This is a genomic window from Paenalicyclobacillus macrosporangiidus (assembly GCF_900116805.1).
In the GTDB taxonomy this organism is placed as follows: domain Bacteria; phylum Bacillota; class Bacilli; order Alicyclobacillales; family Alicyclobacillaceae; genus Alicyclobacillus_H; species Alicyclobacillus_H macrosporangiidus.
The window spans coordinates 1-3,282 of record NZ_FPBV01000063.1; the positions used below are offsets into that span (position 1 = coordinate 1).

The 3,282-nt window shown below is 56.6% G+C and carries 4 protein-coding genes; all 4 read right to left on the reverse strand.

Annotated features, from left to right (window positions below; genetic code table 11):
* Nucleotides 1-122: 122 nt before the first annotated feature.
* The 4 genes from BM357_RS20850 to BM357_RS20410 are packed head-to-tail and all read right to left on the reverse strand — an operon-like array spanning nucleotide 123 to nucleotide 3,175.
* On the reverse strand, nucleotides 123-386 hold the full coding sequence (locus BM357_RS20850; protein ID WP_074956865.1) for a DUF5348 domain-containing protein: 264 nt from the start codon (nucleotides 384-386) through the stop codon (nucleotides 123-125).
* Nucleotides 383-1,183, reverse strand: coding sequence for an ExeA family protein (locus BM357_RS18520; RefSeq protein WP_074956867.1), 801 nt, complete (start codon nucleotides 1,181-1,183; stop codon nucleotides 383-385). The genes BM357_RS20850 and BM357_RS18520 overlap by 4 nt, the downstream gene beginning before the upstream one ends.
* The gene (locus tag BM357_RS18525) at nucleotides 1,176-2,537 is read right to left on the reverse strand and encodes a DDE-type integrase/transposase/recombinase (RefSeq protein WP_074956869.1); all 1,362 of its coding nucleotides are present in this window, start codon (nucleotides 2,535-2,537) and stop codon (nucleotides 1,176-1,178) included. The genes BM357_RS18520 and BM357_RS18525 overlap by 8 nt, the downstream gene beginning before the upstream one ends.
* A 56-nt stretch (nucleotides 2,538-2,593) precedes the next feature.
* The gene (locus BM357_RS20410; protein ID WP_342741646.1) at nucleotides 2,594-3,175 is read right to left on the reverse strand and encodes a DUF6431 domain-containing protein; all 582 of its coding nucleotides are present in this window, start codon (nucleotides 3,173-3,175) and stop codon (nucleotides 2,594-2,596) included.
* Between the last annotated feature and the right edge of the window lie 107 nt (nucleotides 3,176-3,282).

The following is a 3,282-nucleotide window of genomic DNA, read 5'->3' on the forward strand; positions in this document are numbered from 1 at the left end:
TGTTACAGCCAACGTATAATGGCCATAAGTTGACGGTGTTTGTTGTCCGGAAACTGACGGATTCGGTGGCCATGGCGGATGAACGGGGCAACTCATCCGAGCTGCCCCGCTAGCACTGCAGTTTACAGATAAATCTTGGCGTCGTAGGTCCCCGCTGTTCTTAACGTGAGCACCGTTGATTTGCCATCCGTCGACCCGGGAAAGATGATGCACCAACTGCCCGCCATGTCCACTTCCAGCCGTCCCCACACAAACTGCCTGCCTATTCGTAAGCCAATCTCTTCTCCACAGTGCAAAGACACGGAGTCGTCCCCACACTGAACCGAGAACCGGTCCCACTGTCTGTCGTAACGGAGGGTGCCGCGCTTTGCAGCTCGTCTTGTCATGACAACTCCCCCTGTATGACCAGATTCACGATGTGATCGTCGATGATCCGGTGCTTCGTCTGGGCGCCATACATCAGGCAGTGCGTACACACCTTGTTGATCATGCGTGCTGCACCACTGGAGAATTGATAAATCTCGTCGATGGCCTTGTCCGAGAAAATCTCATGTTCAGCCCCGGCGTAGGCCAGGTGACGTCGGATGTACTCACCGACCTCTGCCCGGTCGTAATACGGGAGCTTGCACTGTATGTCGATTCGTTGGCGGATGGCAGCGTATGCCTGGAGGTTTAGACGCTCCCAGAGTTCGCTCTGCCCGACCAGGATGAGCGCCATGGGACTTTGCGCGTCCATGCGGAAGTTGAGCAGGAAGCGCACCTCCTCCAACATCTCTCGGTCGAGAAGATGAGCTTCGTCTACGACGCAAACGGGCTGCACGTGGTGAATGCCGCGCATGAGTTCTATCTCGCGATGCAATTGTCGCTTTGCGTCGCCGCGGTAGAACTTCGACTCACACCCGAGCTGCTCTAACAGTCCTTTGTAGAAGTGGCGAGGCGTGAGTTTCGAGTCTGACAGGTAGAGGACCTGGTACTTGGCACCATCCAGTGTCTCCGCAAAACGGCGAATGGTCGTGGTCTTTCCAGTCCCACAGTCCCCGGTGACGACACAGAACAGTTGCCGCTGCGCCGCGTAGGAAAGCCGCCCCAGCGTGTCCTCCAACGATGGCGATGTGTAGAGCTCTCCGGCCGGAATGTTTCTGGCGAACGGGGTGTACCTAAATCCGTAGAATGACTCAAACATCCCCCTTCACCTCGTTCCACGCGGAGGTGTAGGAGATGGCCCGTGCCTGTCTGTGTTGGCGTTGCTCGTACTGTTTTTGTGCAGCGCCCAGCAACCTGGACGCGTCTGCTGGTTGGGGACCCAAATGTTCCGGCAACTTGGGTCGTTTGCCGGCCCGCTCACCGATGACCATGGGGCGAGCTTTCCACGGTTCATATCCCTCGTACTCGATGGTCACCTCGCTGATGTCTGCCGGATCGTAAATGACGTCCACCGTGCAACCGATGAACGACAACCCCACCTCATACTTCCGATCCATGAAGCTGATGCACCCGGATTTGTCCACTTTACGTGTCTCGGCATGCAGGAAGGCGTTGGCGAGGACCTCCGGCTCGACAAATCGCAGCGCCTTACGGTCACTACGGTACGCCGTCTCTGGGCTTATGGACTGATTGTCTTTGGAAAGCGCGGCGTGCGGCTTGTTCTGGTAGCATTCCGACAGCCATACGGAGAACTTCTGATTCAGTTCTTCCAGTGTCTGCGGATTGTCCAGGGCAATCTCGCTGAGAAATGAATCGACCGTCCGATTGAATTTCTCTACCTTGCCTTTACTCTCGGCAGCGTACGGCTTGGTGTAGAGGAGCCGTATCCCAAGCTTGGAACAGATCCGGGCCATCCAACGGGTTCGGTACTGTTTTCCGTTGTCGAAGTACACAGAATCCGGGGCGCCGTATTTCTGGATGGCTTGGCGAAAACAATCTTCCACGATGGCCTGGTCGAGGGTGGGGTAGAACTCGGCATGGAGTACGTACCGCGTGGCGTCGTCCAGGAACACGACGAGGTAGACCTGTTTCCTTGCGCCGCCAGGCCCGATGGGCAGATACGGGCCGAACTTGATGTCCGACTGCCACAATTCATTTCGATGCCGACGCTGAAACCGGCGGGCGGCTGTACCGGTTGCGGCGTACATCCGCATCTGACGGGAGCTATACCCCCGCTCTGCCAACTTCTCCTGCAGGGTGCTGCGCTTGATCTGGCCCGGCTTTGCATACCCCTCCCACTCAAGGATCTGAATGATTTGGGAGATGCTGCGCGTGGGAACCTCCCGTCGCAGCAAGATGGCCTGTTCCAGAAGCGACTCCGGGATGGCGTCTGGTCTTTGATACACTTTGGCTTTTGGCTTGAGGCCCTCGAAACCTTCCTTGCGGTACTGGGCCAGATACCGACGAATGGTTCGTTCTGAGAGACCCGTTTGTGCGCAGATCTCAGCCCTGATCTGTCGCGCACGGCCTGCATCCAGGCCATCTGCAAGCAGCCGAGACAGCATCTGCACCCGATTTGCGGCGATTTCCTCCGCCTTCCTCGAATCTTTCATGCTAACCACCTCCATTTTGGTAGGGTCAGCATGAACGTACAGTGACGAGACGCGGATCAACACGCCGAACGGGTATGTCTCCACAAATGTAGATTTGCAATCGGTCGGACAGCACGCGCCAGCCAACCGGGATGATGCCCAACAACCCGTCCGATTCGATGGAGTGCGGTTTGTGGATGAGCGGACGAACTCTCCACAGTCCACTGGAAGCGGTCAGCGATGGACTCCAGGCAGCCGGCGGCATATGGGGCAAAGACCTCAAACCACTGACGCCAGCGCCGCAGCGTTGATTCCTCAACGCAGGCAGGCGTCGCCTTATCCGTGACAGCATCCTCAATGACCTGTGCCTCATGGCGGCGATAGGGAACCAGAAAGCTTGGCAGTTCGTGGTGGATTTTGTTGCAATCCCGGCAGCGCAGTCGGCGGATGATGAGTTTTACCTTGTTGCCGGAACTCTGAACCCAGGTCCTTTTCCGACTCCCGATGACGCGAAGCTCACCTTGGCAACAAGGGCAGGGGACATTCTCCGCACTCCGGACAAAAAACACCGGCGGTGTGGCTTTCAACAAGCTTAAAGTTTGATATACTGACCATATCCGAGTGATGGGACGCCCCTTGTGATGCTGTTGGCGCAGCACTACGTAAAGAGGGGCGTCTTTCCTTTCCTAGGATATGGCCATTTTACTCAGCAATTTTCGGACAGGCAATAACGTCAGCTTTCGGCCATTTCGAGATGGCCAAAACA

Coding starts and splice junctions, on each gene's coding strand:
- BM357_RS20850 (WP_074956865.1), bottom strand. CDS start 386: ATGACAAGACGAGCTGCAAAGCGCGGCACCCTCCGTTACGACAGACAG.
- BM357_RS18520 (WP_074956867.1), bottom strand. CDS start 1,183: ATGTTTGAGTCATTCTACGGATTTAGGTACACCCCGTTCGCCAGAAAC.
- BM357_RS18525 (WP_074956869.1), bottom strand. CDS start 2,537: ATGAAAGATTCGAGGAAGGCGGAGGAAATCGCCGCAAATCGGGTGCAG.